Below are 12760 nucleotides of genomic sequence, written 5' to 3'. Positions count from 1 at the left end.
CGTCAGAGGATGCGGTAGCGCTCGGGGTCGGCCAGCAGGGGCTGGAGATCCGGCACGGCGGCGATCGCCTCACCGGTGCGCAGCCGCAGCAGGCGGGAATGGAAGGCCCCCCGCTCCACGCCACCCCAGCGCCACCGCAGCACCTGCCAGTCGAGACCGACCAGGCGGAAGAGCCAGGCCTTCAGCTTCAACGCCGGCGTGACCCTGGCTCCCCCCGGCGCCGCCGCCGATGCCTGGAGGGGGCGGGCCAGCTCCTGGGCGTTCTGGTGCAGGTGCGGCGGGATCAGGTCACGGAACTGGTCAGGGCTGCGGTGGGCGAGCAGCTGCACCAGCCGTTGATGCTCGGGGGTGCGGGCGTTGTAGCGCCGGCGGCTGGGCCGATGGTTGTGGGTGACGACGCGGATCCCGACCAGCTCGCCCCCGAAGACGAAGCGCCCCCCACGACGCCAGGCCCGCAGCAGCCAGTCGCGCAGCGGTGTGCGCCAGAGTCGGCTGGAGTGGGTCCAGGGCCCCACCTGTCGGGCGAAAGCGGTGCGCACCAGCCAGAAGCTGCTGGGGTCGTAATAGAGATCCTCCGGCCTCAGGAGCATGCGCAGATCCTGCAGCGGCGGCGCCACGGTGATCCGCTTCATGAAGACGGGGCGGATGGTGCCATCGGCATCCTGATGGCAATCGACCAGCTTGAGGGCAGGCGCGATCAGCAGGTCCGCCCTGGCCTGACGCAGCAGCGGCAGGCCCATCTCCAGGTGATCCCGCAGCAGGATGTCGTCGTGGTTGAGAAAGCAGACCACCGGCGCCCGAGCCAGGGCCAGGCCGAAGGAATTGGGCCCGGATTGCTCGCCGAAGCGCTGGGTGAGGTTGTAGTAGCGCACCCGCGGCTCGGCCAGGGCGCTGAGCATCTGGCCGGTCTCGGGTTCGCAGCAGTCGCCCACCACGATGGCTTCCCAGTCGCTGACGCTCTGCAGCTGAAGGGCCCGCAACGTGCTGCGCAGGGCATCAACCCGCTTGTAGGTGGCGATCACGAAGGTGACCTGCGGCACGCCCGGCGCTGCGATCGGCATCGATTCAGAGGTAGGCGAGCAGCATGGACACCAGGCTGCGGGCCTCGTTCGAGAACAGGCCCTGGCGGTGAACCAGCCGGGCGATCTGCCCCAGGGTCATCCAGCTGAGCGTGTCCGAGCTGGGCAAGGGCTCGGCTTCCCCCAGCAGCAGGATGCTGTAGCGCGCCACGGAGCGGTAGAAACGGCCCCCTTCGTCGGAATGGAGGTTGGAGAGCACGGGGCTCGCCTGCAGGCTCAAGGTCTCCAGCTGCTGCTCCTCGGCATCGAGGGCGGGGATCGGGGAAGGCGCGCCGCCGGCGTCCTGCAGGGCAGGGCCGTACTGGAAGCCCTCTCGGAAGCCGATCTCAGGACGGCAACGGAACAGGAAATGAAGCACACCGCCGATCTCCCGCGCCAGCAGTACGGCCGTGCCTTCACGCTCCTGGGCCACCAGGGGCTGATCCCAGGTCTGCACCTCCCGCTCGCTGCAACTCACGGCCACCTGGCGCACGTCGAAACTGCCGGCGGGTCCCAGCAGCCGGGGCTCCTCCCCACGGAGCCACCCCTGCTGATCGTCGAGCGGCACGACGCGCACCGTGAAGGGGTAGGCCCTGCGGATCGATTCCAGCCGCTCCACGATCGCGGCATCGCTGCTGAGCTGTTCCGTGGCGCCGGCGCGGTAGGAGCGCAACAGCCCCTCGCCGAATCCCCCCTGGCCGCTCCAGCGGGCGAAGGGGCCCTCCGGTGGGGCCAGCGCAGTCCAGTCGGAGGTGGCCAGCACCGAGCGGGCGTCGGTGTTGATCTGGAAATCGCTGACGAGCAGCTCGCAGACCTCCGGCATCGGCGCCCAGAGGTAGGAGCTGTCACAGGGGAGGTCGAGGTCGGGAGGCACCTCCACCGTCATGTTGCGGTTGTACTTGCCCAGGAAGCGGGTGCCCTGCTCGGACTGGAGGCTGTCGGCATGAACGATCGCCTGGTCGTGCCCGGTGAAGTAGGCGAGGAACGGGGTCGCCTTGCCGTGGTGCAGGCGCTGGTAGTTGCTCTTGGTGGCCTGCACCGACGGTGCCGCCTGGGAGAGACCGATGTTGCCCGGCTCGGGCTTGGCCTGGATCAGGAGGTGCGGCACAGGCTCGTGCGGCTGCATGCCGCGCCGCTGCATCAGGAAACCGAGAATGCCGATCTCGGGCTGGTCGATCAGGGGCTGGTGCAGCGTGATCCTGCCGCCGGCCTCCGCCTCGACGCCCACGATGCTGAAGAAGCCGCCGGAGCGATGCCGCAAGGCGCCCTCGGCGTAGATCCATTCCTGTGAGTCCCGCCAGGGAATCTCCCGAACAGCCATGTCACACAGCTTGCGCCGAAGCTCCAGCCAGGACGACAGTGACGCGGATGGCATGGAGTACGGGCGGTGACGGAGTGGCAGGAGCAGCTCCGCCGGCGAAACTAACCCCGGAAGGCGCGGGGTCAGCGGGCACGGTCAGCAGGATGCGTCAGCTGGCCACGTAGGCCTCGACCGCCTCGCTGAGCCGACGCAGGCCGGCGAGTCCGTCGCGCTCCAGGTTGCGCACCCGATCCCGGCTGATGCCGAGCACCCTGCCGATGCCCGTGAGGCTCATCGGCTCAGAGGTCTCGGCGGAATCCGGATCGATGCCGTAGCGCATCTTCAGCACACGCCCCTGCAGTTCCGGCAGCTGCTCCAGCAGCGCCCGCAGGTCCCCCTTCAGGCACTCCCCGTCCACACGCTCCTCCGGCAGCTCCCCATCCCCCGCCAGCAGATCCAGCAGCTCCGTGTCCTCCCCATCCCCCACCTTCGTCTCCAGACTCACCGGCTGACGCGCACGGCACAGCAGGTCCTTCACCTCCTCCTCCGGCAGCTCCACATACCCCGCCAGCTCCGTCACCGTCGGCGTGCGGCCCAGCTCCTGGCTCAGTTCCCGCTGACCCTTCTTCAGCTTGTTCAGCGTCTCGGTGATGTGGATCGGCAGCCGGATCGTGCGGCTCTTCTCCGCAATCGCCCGCGTGATCCCCTGCCGGATCCACCAGTACGCATACGTACTGAACTTGTAACCCCGTGTCGGGTCGAACTTCTCCACACCCCGCACCAGGCCAATGGTCCCCTCCTGGATCAGGTCCAGCAGCTCCATGTTCCGCTTGGTGTACTTCTTCGCCACGCTCACCACCAGGCGCAGATTCGCCGCCACCATCCGCTCCTTCGCCCGACGGCCCGCCTGCAGGCGCTTGCGCAGCACAGGACCGCTCAGACCCAACGCCTTCGCCAGCTCCGCCGCACTCGGACGCGTCCCGCCCGCACGCATCGTCAGCTCCTGCTCCGTCTCCTCGATCGCCATCAGCTCCTGCACCTGGCGGCCCAGCGTGATCTCCTGCTCGTGCGTCAGCAGCGGCACCCGGCCGATGTCGCGCAGGTAGCTGCGCACCAGATCCCCATCGACCGCGGGCATCTGGCGGGCGGGGCGATCGGGGGAGACCGCAACGCCGGAGAGGCTGGTCGGGTCAGGGGCAAGAGCAAGCATCATGGTTCCGGGCCCTTGAAGTTCCGTTAAGCCTAACCTGAAGAAGTGTGAACCTCTTCTCATCTGGGCGCGGCGGCCGCCTGCCGATGCCCATCCCCGGGGCTCATCCCGTACCCAGGCGGCCGATCAGCCAGCCGGCGGTCTGCAGGTAGATGAACACGCCGGCCACGTCCGTGGCGGTGGTGATGAAGGGGGCCGACATCAACGCCGGATCCAGGCCCAGCCGGTCGAACAGCAGCGGCAGGGCCGCCCCCGCCGTGGCCGCCAGGGTGGTGATGGCCAGCAGGCTCATCCCCACGGACAGCCCCACCAGCGGTCCCTCGCCGCGCCACCAGGCCCAGGGCACCACCACCACCAGCATCAGCACGCCCAGCAGGGCTCCGGCGACGGCTTCCCGCAGGATCGTGCGCGTCGCCCCCAGCGACTGGATCCGCTGGGTGCTCAGACCGCGGATCACCACGGTGGAGCTCTGGGCCCCCACGTTCCCGCCCGTGCCGATCAGCAGGGGGATGAAGGCCGCCAGCACCACCACCTGGCTGAGCACCTTGCCCTGCAGGGCGATGACCTCGGAGGTGAAGCCATTGGCCACCACCAGCACCGAGAGCCACACCACCCGCCGCCGGGCCACGGTGAACAGATTGCTCTGGAAGTAATCGTCCTCGTCGCCCGCCTGCACGGCACCGGCGGCGTAGAGGTCGCGGGTGGCCTCCTGCTCGATCACGTCGATCACGTCATCGACGGTGACGATCCCGACCAGCCGCTGCTCCCGGTCCACCACGGGCACGGCGAGAAAGTCGTAGCGCTGGATCGCCCGGGCCACCTCCTCCTGGTCGGTCTCGGTGGAGACGCTCACCACTTCGCGGGTCATCACATCCCCGATGCGGGCCTGGGGATCGGCCACCACCAGATCCCGCAGTGACAGGATCCCGGTGAGATGGCGGGAGCCGTCCGTCACGTAGAGGGAATAGACGGTCTCGGTCTCCCGGGCCCGGCGGCGCACCAGCTCGAGGGCCTGGGCGGCGCTGTGGAACTCCTTCAGATCGATGAACTCGGTGGTCATCAACCGGCCGGCGGTCTCGGCCTCGTAGCCGAGCAGCTGGGCGGTGACGCGACGCTCCGCCGGGCTCAGCTCGGCCAGCAGCCGGCGAACCACCTTGGCGGGGAGCTCATCGAACAGCCGCACCCGGTCATCGGGGGACATCTTCTCGACGAGCTCCAGCACCTCCCCGGAGCGGAGCCGGTCGAGGAGGGTCTGCTGCACGCTGGGGTCGAGGTATTCGTACACCTCGATGGCCTCGTCCTTGGGCAGCAGGCGAAAGGCCAGGGCCTGGAGGGTGCGGGGCAGGGTCCCGATCGCCTCGGCGATGTCCACCTCCTGCACGGGCTGCAGCAGCAGCTTCGCCCCGTCGTAGTTGCCGGCCTCCAGCAGGGTCTCCAGCTGCCGGGCGACCACGTCGGCCAGCGGCACACCCCCGCCTCCCACCGGGGAGGTCTTCAGGTTCACGCTGGTGCCGTTCGCTTCGCTCATCGGCCCGGAGCCACGGCAGTGTCGAGTTTATGGGCCGGCCGCGGGGAGCAGCCGCTAGCGTCCGGCCGCCGAAAACGGAACGATCCATGGCCGTGAACGTGAGCGATGTGATGGTGCGCGACGCCCAGGGAGGCCAGCGGCGTCTGGGTGAATGGGGCGGCCAGGTGCTGCTGATCGTCAACGTCGCCAGCCGCTGCGGCTTCACCCGTCAGTACGCCGGGCTGCAGAAGCTGCAGGAGACCTACGGCCCGCAGGGCCTGGCGGTGCTCGGCTTCCCCTGCAATGACTTCGGCGCCCAGGAGCCCGGCAGCCTGCCGGAAATCCAGCAGTTCTGCTCCACCACCTACGGGGCCGATTTCACCCTGTTCGACAAGGTGGTGATGGCCGAGGCGCCCTACACGACCCTCACCCAGGCCGAGCCCAGCGGCCCGGTGGCCTGGAATTTCGAGAAGTTTCTGGTGGGCAAGGACGGCACGGTGCTCGCCCGCTTCAAGAGCGGCGTGGAGCCTGAGGCTGCCGAGCTCACCAGCGCCATCGAAGCCGCCCTGGCGGCCTGAAGGCCCCTGAAGGCCCCGGTGATCAGCCCGCCAGCCAGCCGCGGCGGGCACCGGCGCCGGTGGCCAGTTCCACCTGCAGCCAGCGCTCGCCCCCAGGCCGGGCCCAGCTGCGCAGGACCCGCAGCGGAACCCCTGCCTGGGCCTGGGCGATGGCCGGGGCCTGCCGTTCCGGCGCGCAGCGCAGCACCTGGGGCACCGCGCTGAGCACGGGCTCGCGGCTGCTCTGGCGCCGCCGCAGTTCCGGCGTCCGCCAGTCGGCTCCCCCGGCCGGCAGACCGGCGGGAGCAACCAGGGCAAAGCCGAGCAGGGCCATCCAGCGCCAGGGCGCGAGCAGCGGAGAGGACGCAACCATCAACGGCCCTCCCTCAGATGTCGAGCTGGGCCAGATCCAGTTCAGCGCTGTGGGTCTCGATGAACTCACGGCGCGGAGCCACCTTGTCTCCCATCAGGATCGTGAAGATACGGTCGGCCTCGAGCGCATCCTCGATCTCCACCCGCTTCATCATGCGGGTGGCAGGATCCATGGTGGTTTCCCATAACTGCTTGGGCATCATTTCACCCAAGCCCTTGAACCGCTGGATCGTGTAGTTGGCCTTTTCCCCAAAACCCTGGATGGTCTTCTTGAGGTCGTTTTCGTTGTAGCAGTAAGTGTGATTCTTGCCGCGCTCAACCTTGTAGAGCGGCGGGCAGGCGATGTAGATGTATCCGCCTTCCACCAGAGCCTTCTGGTAACGGAAGAAGAACGTCAGAATCAGGGTGCGGATGTGAGCGCCGTCGACGTCAGCGTCGGTCATGATCACGATCCGGTGGTAACGGAGATTCTTCTCGTCGAACTCCTCACCCTTGATGCCGAGACCCAGGGCCGTGATCAGGGCCTGAATTTCCGTGTTCTTGTAGATCTTGGCGTCGTCGGTCTTCTCGATGTTGAGAATCTTGCCCCGCAGGGGGAGGATCGCCTGGAAGCGCCTGTCCCGACCCTGCTTGGCGGAGCCGCCAGCGGAGTCGCCCTCAACGATGTAGATCTCGGATTCGGAGGGGTCCCGGGAAGAGCAGTCGGCCAGCTTGCCGGGCAGGGTTGAACTCTCGAGCACGCTCTTGCGCCGCACCAGCTCGCGGGCCCGGCGGGCGGCCTCGGCGGCATTGAACGCCTGGATCGCCTTTTCGAGGATCAGGTCGATAACGGATGGATTGAACTCGAGAAATTCACCGAGGGCCTCACCCACCAGGGTGTCGACGATGCCCCGCACCTCGGTGTTGCCGAGCTTGGTCTTCGTCTGGCCCTCGAACTCGGGCTCGGGCACCTTCACCGAGAGCACGGCCGTGAGGCCCTCGCGAATGTTCTCGCCGGCAAGGTTGGCATCGGCGTCCTTGCGCTTGCCCCGTTTCTTGGCGAAGGCATTGAGGGTGCGGGTGAGCACGGTCTTGAGCCCCTCGATGTGGGTGCCCCCATCCACCGTTCGGATGTTGTTGGCAAAGCCGAGGATGCTGTCGGAGTAGGCATCCACGCACCACTGCAGGGCCGCCTCCACCTGAACGCCTTCCTTCTCGGCGTTCACATAGATGATGTCGGGATGGAGCGGATCCTTCTCCGCGTTCATGTAAGCGACGTATTCGCGGATGCCGCCCTCGTAGAAGTAGATCTCCTCGTGGGGCTCACCGGCGGCGTTGCGGGCGCTGGCGCGCTCGTCGCGGAAGACGATCCGTACCCCGCCGTTGAGGTAGGCGAGCTCACGCAGCCGCGAGGAGAGGGTCTGGTAGTCGAACTCGATGCCGACGGTGAAGATCTCCTGGTCGGGCTTGAAACACACGGATGTTCCGGTCCGGCCCGGCTCGGCAGGGTCACCGGGGGTGGAGCGGAGCGTGCCGATCGGCGCACCGCGCTCGAAGCGCTGGGTGTGCACCTGGTCGTGGCGGTGGACGGTGACCTCGACCCACTCGGAGAGGGCGTTGACCACGGACACGCCGACGCCATGCAGACCGCCGGAGACCTTGTAGCCACCGGCCCCGAACTTGCCGCCGGCATGCAGCACGGTGAGCACCGTCTCGAGGGCGCTCCTGCCGGTACGGGGGTGGATGTCGGTGGGGATGCCGCGGCCGTTGTCGGTGACCGCGCAGGAACCGTCGTCGTTGAGCACAACGAGGATCTGGTCGCAATGGCCCGCCAGAGCCTCATCCACCGAGTTGTCCACCACCTCGTAGACGAGGTGGTGAAGCCCGCGCGGCCCGGTCGAGCCGATGTACATCCCGGGGCGCTTCCGGACCGGCTCCAGGCCTTCGAGCACCTGGATCTGCTCGGCACCGTAGGCGGCCTGAACTTTGGTGGCTTCGCTCATGCGGGAGGGGCTTCCCAGGGGTCGGGCAGAGGCGGCGACTGGCCCTGGACAAGAGGGGCGAGAAGTGGTGAAAACCCTTCTACAGGAGGGAATCTACCATCGTTCTCCCGCCGGCCCAGGGGGCTGTCGGCCAGCTGGCAGGGTGGGGGAATGGCCAGCGATCCGCCCGCCGATCACCACCCCGAACCGGCTGGGGATCCCCCAGGGGATCTCGGCGGGGATCGGCCGCTGGTGCTGGTGCTGCTGGGACCCACCGCCAGCGGCAAGACGGAGCTGGCGATCGGCCTGGCCCGGAGCCTCGACCTGGCGGTGCTGAACGTGGACTCGCGCCAGCTCTACCGCGGCATGGACGTGGGCACCGCCAAGCCCACAGCCGCCCAGCAGGCCCAGGCCCGCCACGAGCTGCTCGACCTGCGGGATCCGGATCAGCCGATCAATCTGCAGGAATTCCGGGCCCTGGCGGCCCCTCTGATCGCAGCGGAACACCGGCGCACCCAGGCCGCCGCGGGAGGCCCGATGGCGCTGCTGGCGGGCGGCAGCGGCCTGTACCTCAAGGCGCTCACCCAGGGCCTGCAGCCGCCGGCAGTCCCGCCGCAGCCGGAGTTACGGGCCCAGCTGGTCGCCCTCGGCCAGCCCGTGTGCCACCAACTGCTGCAGCAGGCCGATCCGATCGCCGCCGCCCGGATCGCCGCCGCCGACGCCGTGCGCACGCAGCGGGCCCTGGAGGTGCTCTACGCCACGGGGCGGCCGCTGTCCGCCCAGCAGGGCGCCACGCCCCCCGCCTGGCGGGTGGTGGAGCTGGGGCTCGATCCGCCCGATCTGCAGGCCCGCATCCAGACCCGCACCCGCGGGCTCTTCGCCGCCGGCCTGGTGGCCGAGACCGAGCAGCTGATCGGCCGCTACGGCGCGGCCCTTCCCCTGCTCGACACCATCGGTTACCGGGAGGCCAGGCAGCTGCTGGCGGGCGAGCTCGACGAGGCCGAGGCGATCCGGATCACCGGCCAGCGCACCCGGCAGTTCGCCAAGCGCCAGCGCACCTGGTTCCGCCGCCAGCACCGGCCGATCTGGCTGGAGGCGGGCCGGCCGGAGACGCGGTTGCAACAGGCGTTGCAGGAGATCGAGCGCGTTCTAGGGTGAAGGGTGTGTTGCCCGCGCCAGGCGCGGCGGCCTGTCCCCCCTGCATCCCGCAGACCCTCACCCCACTGAATGCCTCCCCGTCCCCGTTTTGACCGCCGAGCCCCCGTTCGGGAGCTGCCCAACATCAATGACCGGATCAACTACCCCCAGTTGCGGGTGGTCGACGCCGACGGCAGTCAACTCGGAGTGATCACACGGGAAGCGGCCCTGGAGGTCGCGAGGGATCGGGAGCTCGATCTGGTGCTCGTGAGCGAGAAGGCCGATCCACCGGTCTGCCGGATCATGGACTACGGCAAGTACAAGTTCGAGCAGGAAAAAAAGGCCAAGGAAGCGAAGAAGAAGTCGCATCAGACGGAAGTCAAGGAAGTCAAGATGCGCTACAAGATCGACCAGCACGACTATGACGTGCGCATCGGTCAAGCCTCTCGATTCCTCAAGGCCGGCGACAAGGTCAAGTGCACGGTGATCTTCCGGGGCCGGGAGATCCAGCACACGGCCCTCGCCGAGGTGCTGCTCATGCGGATGGCGAAAGACCTCGAGGCCGCCGCCGAGATCCAGCAGCCCCCGAAACGGGAAGGCCGCAACATGATCATGTTCCTGAGTCCCCGCAAGACCACAGCCGTCAAGACGGCCGCCAAGCCCGCCCCCAAGGCCAAGGCCGGCGAAGCCCCCGCCGCTGCAGCCAGCAAGAGCCCCGGCTGAGGGCCTGGGGCTTCCCTCAGGGGACTTCCCTCCGTGGGCTTGCCTCAGGTCGGGGCCGGCGGCTTCAAGCTGGCCGCGAAGATCTCCAGCATCGCCGTCCAGCCTTCGGCTGCGGCCTGGGGCCGGAAGTCGGCGCGGGCCTCGCACATGTAGCCATGCCCGGCCCGGGGCGCGACCACCAGCCGCCGGGTGCGCTCCGGGCGGCGCTCGGCCTCGGCAGCGAGCGCTGCGGCGATGGCCTCCTGCTCGGCCGGTGGCATCAGCGGATCCTCCGCGCCGCAGAAGCAGATCAGATTCCCCGGCACCTCCGGCAGCACGGCCAGGGTGGGGGGGCCGCCGCCGGGGCGGTCCGTGGACACCCGCGCCCCGTAGAAATCACAGGTGGCCGCCACCTGCGGCAGGGTGGAGGCCAGCAGGGCGAGGTGGCCGCCGAAGCAGAAGCCGACGCAGCCGATCGGGCGCTGCTCCAGACCGGGGCGGCTCTGCAGCCAGGCCACGGCGCGCCGGGCATCGTCCAGAAACTGATCGGCCGTCACCTGGTCGCGGTGCTGGCGGCCAAGCGCCAGGCCCGCGGCGTCGTAGGCCGCATCGAGCTCCGGAGCCGTGCGCGCGAAGATCGGCAGCGCCAGGGCGCCATAGCCCGCCGCGGCCAGACGGTCCGCCACGTCCCGCACCCAGCCGTTGAGGCCGAAGACCTCGGGCAACACCAGCACGGCGGCCCGGGGCGGATCGCCGGCGGGCCGCGCCCACCAGCAGCGCAGCGGCGGCGAGGCGCCGTCGGCGCTCAGCAGCTGCCAGCCGGAGCAGACGGCGTGGGGGCCTGGGTTGGACATCGCGCCGCCGGCAGCTGGGGCGATTCTGGCGGGGGCGGCGGGGACAACCGGCACACTCCCGTATGCCAACGGGGGGATTGTCCCTCAGGCCGTTGCTCCGTATGGTGACCACCAGCCCATCTGGCCCACCCCGGCGTGCGATTCCATATCCAGCAGGAAAGCGACATCCCGGCGTCGACCCAGCTCTACAACCAGATCTGCTTCGCGATCGCGGCCCGGCACTACCCCCCGGGCCACCGCCTGCCGAGTACGCGGCAGCTGGCCATGCAGACCGGTCTGCACCGCAACACGATCAGCAAGGTGTACCGCCAGCTGGAGAGCGACGGGGTGGTGGAGGCCATGGCCGGCTCCGGCATCTACGTGCGCGACCAGCAGAAGCCCCGCGACATCAAGCTGCCGCCGGGGCCCCGCAGCCGCGTCCTGCCCGATATCGACCGCCAGGTGCGCCAGAGCATCGACGGGCTGCTCAACGGCGGCTGCACCCTGCAGCAGGCCCGCGACATGCTCACCCGGGAGATCGACTGGCGGCTGCGCTGCGGCGCCCGGGTGCTGGTGAGCACGCCGCGGGAGGACATCGGCGCCTCGATGCTCATCGCCGAGGAGCTCGCCCCCAACCTGGAGGTGCCGGTGGAGGTGGTGCCGATGGAGGAGCTGGAGGGGGTGCTGGAGAGCTCCAACAACGGCACCGTGGTCACCAGCCGCTATTTCCTTCAGCCCGTGGAGGAGATCGCCAAGCGCCACGGCGTGCGGGCGGTGCCGGTGGACCTCAACGACTTCCGCCACGAGCTGGATCTGCTCAAGGAGCTGCGGGCCGGCAGCTGCGTCGGCCTGGTGAGCATCAGCCCGGGGATCCTGCGGGCGGCGGAGGTGATCCTGCACAGCCTGCGGGGCAATGATCTGCTGGTGATGACCGCCAACCCGGACACCGGCAGCCGCCTGCTGGCCCTGCTGCGGGCTGCCAGCCACGTGCTCTGCGACCGGCCAAGCCTGCAGCTGGTGGAGCAGAGCCTGCGGCAGAACCGCGCCCAGCTGATGCGGATGCCCGTGGTGCACTGCGCCCAGAGCTACCTGGGAGGAGCCACGATCGACCAGCTGCGCAAGGAGATCGGGGTGCTGGCCGCCTGAGCGGTGCCTTGATCTGCGTGGCTTGATCTGACAAGCGGATGAAGAGATTCGAACTCTCGACCCTCTCCTTGGCAAGGAGATGCTCTACCACTGAGCTACATCCGCAGACCGCAGAGCCGTCGGTGGAAACCGCTGGCTGGGGCTGGCCGGCATCACCGGCGAAGTGATCATGCACGAGCGGGGGCCCCTCGGTCAAACCATGCCGGGCTCCGGCAGGATGCCCTGATGCTCAAGTCCATCCGGGCCGACCTGGCGATCATCAAGGAGCGTGATCCCGCGGCGCGGGGCACGCTCGAGATCCTGCTCTGCTATCCGGGGCTGCATGCCCTGGTGCTCCACCGGATCAGCCATGGCCTGTGGCGGGCCGGGCTGCCGGTGCTGCCGCGGCTGCTGAGCCAGCTGGGCCGCCTGCTCACCGGCATCGAGATCCACCCGGGCGCCCGGATCGGCCATGGGGTGTTCATCGACCACGGCATGGGGGTGGTGATCGGCGAGACCACGGTGGTGGGGGACAAGTGCCTGCTCTACCAGGGGGTGACCCTGGGGGGCACCGGCAAGACCCATGGCAAGCGGCACCCGACCCTGGCCGAGAACGTGGTGGTGGGAGCGGGGGCCAAGGTGCTGGGCGCGATCAGCGTGGGGGCCAACACGCGGATCGGCGCCGGCTCGGTGGTGCTGCGCGACGTGGGGCCGGACAGCACGGTGGTGGGCATCCCCGGCCGCGTGGTGCACCAGAGCGGCGTGCGGGTCGATCCACTGGCCCACTCCGCCCTGCCGGACACCGAGGCGAACGTGATCCGCAACCTGATGGAGCGGATCGACGCCCTGGAGGGGGAGCTGGCGCGGGCCCAGGGCTGCCTGCGGGAACTGGCCGCCGGACGCCCCCTGCCGGAGCCCTGCCGCGGCGAGGCCCAGAACCTCAAGGACCGGGAGATCCTCGAGTTCCTTGGCGACAACCCCGGCACCACCGGCTGAGG

At 69.2% G+C, this 12760-nt stretch carries 11 protein-coding genes, 1 tRNA gene and 1 pseudogene; 5 read left to right on the top strand and 8 right to left on the bottom strand.

All coding sequences use genetic code 11. The annotated features are described in order from the left end of the window. Positions 1 to 2: 2 nt before the first annotated feature. The 4 genes from ACLNEE_RS07550 to mgtE form a co-directional block, all read right to left on the bottom strand. Positions 3 to 1061 (bottom strand): glycosyltransferase family 2 protein, encoded by a 1059-nt coding sequence (locus tag ACLNEE_RS07550; protein WP_411421762.1) that lies wholly within the window; start codon positions 1059 to 1061, stop codon positions 3 to 5. A 4-nt stretch (positions 1062 to 1065) separates the two neighbouring features. Continuing rightward, positions 1066 to 2433: an NDP-hexose 2,3-dehydratase family protein gene (locus tag ACLNEE_RS07545; protein WP_411421763.1), complete on the bottom strand. Its 1368-nt coding sequence runs from the start codon at positions 2431 to 2433 to the stop codon at positions 1066 to 1068. Between the two features lie 94 nt (positions 2434 to 2527). Next, positions 2528 to 3496: an RpoD/SigA family RNA polymerase sigma factor gene (locus tag ACLNEE_RS07540; RefSeq protein WP_411421841.1), complete on the bottom strand. Its 969-nt coding sequence runs from the start codon at positions 3494 to 3496 to the stop codon at positions 2528 to 2530. 175 nt (positions 3497 to 3671) lie between these two features. Then, a complete protein-coding gene (gene mgtE / locus ACLNEE_RS07535; RefSeq protein WP_411421764.1) occupies positions 3672 to 5096 on the bottom strand; it encodes a magnesium transporter in 1425 nt (474 codons plus the stop codon). 86 nt (positions 5097 to 5182) lie between these two features. Here mgtE and ACLNEE_RS07530 point away from each other — a divergent pair, with 86 nt between their 5' ends. Beyond that, the gene (locus ACLNEE_RS07530) at positions 5183 to 5653 is read left to right on the top strand and encodes a glutathione peroxidase (protein ID WP_411421765.1); all 471 of its coding nucleotides are present in this window, start codon (positions 5183 to 5185) and stop codon (positions 5651 to 5653) included. Between the two features lie 22 nt (positions 5654 to 5675). On the opposite strand, the gene ACLNEE_RS07525 is transcribed toward ACLNEE_RS07530, so the two are convergent. After that, on the bottom strand, positions 5676 to 6005 hold the full coding sequence (locus tag ACLNEE_RS07525; RefSeq protein ID WP_411421766.1) for a hypothetical protein: 330 nt from the start codon (positions 6003 to 6005) through the stop codon (positions 5676 to 5678). 13 nt (positions 6006 to 6018) lie between these two features. Then, positions 6019 to 7986: a DNA topoisomerase (ATP-hydrolyzing) subunit B gene (gene gyrB, locus ACLNEE_RS07520; RefSeq protein ID WP_411421767.1), complete on the bottom strand. Its 1968-nt coding sequence runs from the start codon at positions 7984 to 7986 to the stop codon at positions 6019 to 6021. A 150-nt stretch (positions 7987 to 8136) separates the two neighbouring features. On the opposite strand from gyrB, the gene miaA reads away from it, so the two are divergent. Together miaA and infC are read left to right on the top strand one after the other, a co-directional pair. After that, positions 8137 to 9123 (top strand): tRNA (adenosine(37)-N6)-dimethylallyltransferase MiaA, encoded by a 987-nt coding sequence (miaA, locus tag ACLNEE_RS07515; RefSeq protein ID WP_411421768.1) that lies wholly within the window; start codon positions 8137 to 8139, stop codon positions 9121 to 9123. 69 nt (positions 9124 to 9192) lie between these two features. After that, positions 9193 to 9735 (top strand): annotated as a pseudogene (gene infC, locus ACLNEE_RS07510) (translation initiation factor IF-3); the annotation flags it as partial. A 134-nt stretch (positions 9736 to 9869) separates the two neighbouring features. Here infC and ACLNEE_RS07505 read toward each other — a convergent pair. After that, complete coding sequence (locus ACLNEE_RS07505; RefSeq protein WP_411421770.1) at positions 9870 to 10658, bottom strand: dienelactone hydrolase family protein; 789 nt, start codon at positions 10656 to 10658, stop codon at positions 9870 to 9872. A gap of 135 nt (positions 10659 to 10793) precedes the next feature. Here ACLNEE_RS07505 and ACLNEE_RS07500 point away from each other — a divergent pair, with 135 nt between their 5' ends. Next, entirely contained in the window at positions 10794 to 11783 is a 990-nt protein-coding gene (locus ACLNEE_RS07500) for a GntR family transcriptional regulator (RefSeq protein ID WP_411421771.1), read from the top strand. Positions 11784 to 11816: 33 nt separating this feature from the next. Here the strand turns inward: ACLNEE_RS07500 and ACLNEE_RS07495 are convergent. Then, positions 11817 to 11888 (bottom strand) — tRNA-Gly (locus ACLNEE_RS07495). Here ACLNEE_RS07495 and cysE point away from each other — a divergent pair. Then, positions 11874 to 12758, top strand: a complete 885-nt coding sequence (gene cysE / locus ACLNEE_RS07490; protein WP_412006969.1) for a serine O-acetyltransferase — start codon at positions 11874 to 11876, stop codon at positions 12756 to 12758. The genes ACLNEE_RS07495 and cysE overlap by 15 nt on opposite strands. The last annotated feature ends 2 nt before the right edge of the window (positions 12759 to 12760 follow it).

It is taken from the genome of Aphanothece stagnina RSMan2012, assembly GCF_046764815.1.
GTDB lineage: Bacteria > Cyanobacteriota > Cyanobacteriia > PCC-6307 > Cyanobiaceae > NIES-981.
Note: the sequence above shows the minus strand (reverse complement) of the source record. Positions and strands in the feature narration are given on the sequence as shown.

Excerpts from the sequence above, each read along its gene's own strand:
- ACLNEE_RS07550 (WP_411421762.1), bottom strand. The coding sequence starts at position 1,061 with ATGCCGATCGCAGCGCCGGGCGTGCCGCAGGTCACCTTCGTGATCGCC.
- ACLNEE_RS07545 (WP_411421763.1), bottom strand. The coding sequence starts at position 2,433 with ATGCCATCCGCGTCACTGTCGTCCTGGCTGGAGCTTCGGCGCAAGCTG.
- ACLNEE_RS07540 (WP_411421841.1), bottom strand. The coding sequence starts at position 3,496 with ATGCCCGCGGTCGATGGGGATCTGGTGCGCAGCTACCTGCGCGACATC.
- mgtE (WP_411421764.1), bottom strand. The coding sequence starts at position 5,096 with ATGAGCGAAGCGAACGGCACCAGCGTGAACCTGAAGACCTCCCCGGTG.
- ACLNEE_RS07530 (WP_411421765.1), top strand. The coding sequence starts at position 5,183 with ATGGCCGTGAACGTGAGCGATGTGATGGTGCGCGACGCCCAGGGAGGC.
- ACLNEE_RS07525 (WP_411421766.1), bottom strand. The coding sequence starts at position 6,005 with ATGGTTGCGTCCTCTCCGCTGCTCGCGCCCTGGCGCTGGATGGCCCTG.
- gyrB (WP_411421767.1), bottom strand. The coding sequence starts at position 7,986 with ATGAGCGAAGCCACCAAAGTTCAGGCCGCCTACGGTGCCGAGCAGATC.
- miaA (WP_411421768.1), top strand. The coding sequence starts at position 8,137 with ATGGCCAGCGATCCGCCCGCCGATCACCACCCCGAACCGGCTGGGGAT.
- ACLNEE_RS07505 (WP_411421770.1), bottom strand. The coding sequence starts at position 10,658 with ATGTCCAACCCAGGCCCCCACGCCGTCTGCTCCGGCTGGCAGCTGCTG.